Origin of the sequence: Rothia sp. HMSC061C12, from assembly GCF_001815755.1 — a bacterium.
GTDB lineage: Bacteria > Actinomycetota > Actinomycetes > Actinomycetales > Micrococcaceae > Rothia > Rothia mucilaginosa.
In genome coordinates this window covers 31,490-32,055 of the sequence record NZ_KV821868.1, presented here as the reverse complement: position 1 = coordinate 32,055, position 566 = coordinate 31,490, and the positions used below count along the sequence as shown (strand labels likewise).

At 51.2% G+C, this 566-nt stretch carries 1 protein-coding gene; it reads right to left on the bottom strand.

Features of this window, described 5'->3' with window-relative positions; all coding sequences use genetic code 11:
* Window positions 1-42: 42 nt before the first annotated feature.
* A complete protein-coding gene (locus HMPREF3055_RS06195) occupies window positions 43-390 on the bottom strand; it encodes a hypothetical protein (RefSeq protein ID WP_070593109.1) in 348 nt (115 codons plus the stop codon).
* Between the last annotated feature and the right edge of the window lie 176 nt (window positions 391-566).

The window sequence follows — 566 nt, the reverse complement described above, 5'->3', positions numbered from 1 at the left end:
GACCGTTGTTCGGTCACCGCCACAACTGTTATAGGGTGCAGGTTAGGGTAGGAGCGCCAACCCAAACTCAATAATGATTAGCGCGATAGCACACGCGAAGAGTACCCCACGCGGCACATTGAACTTCTGCCAGAGATCATACAGCTGGCTGGGAATCAACCAAATAACGAACGCCTGAAAGGCAAGCGATAACGCGGGGTTACCCCACTGAATAATCATCAGGGCAAGAGCAAAACCCACGCCGAGCGTATCCAGGATGCGCCGGTGCTTTCGCACCTGCTCCCTCTCCTTTTGATAGCTAGGGTTGTTTAGCAACCTTGGTGGTGCTTTTTTCAGTTGACCCACAAGGATCAAAACCGCCAGCGGGATCAGAGAAATATCGAAGAACATGGGAACCGCCTTTCATGTTGGGGTTCGCTCGCTACGCCGGTGACGAGCTGATGGCGCACCATCATTGGTGAAAACTTCTCAAAAACAAGTAGTGTGCAACACGTATATAACGTATTGTGGGTTACTTTACAGTACACATAGACCCTATTCAAGAGGTAAACACTCCCCCCCCCCCC

What these genes read in the sequence shown, in the direction of transcription:
- HMPREF3055_RS06195 (WP_070593109.1), bottom strand. Translation starts at nt 390, where the DNA reads ATGTTCTTCGATATTTCTCTGATCCCGCTGGCGGTTTTGATCCTTGTG.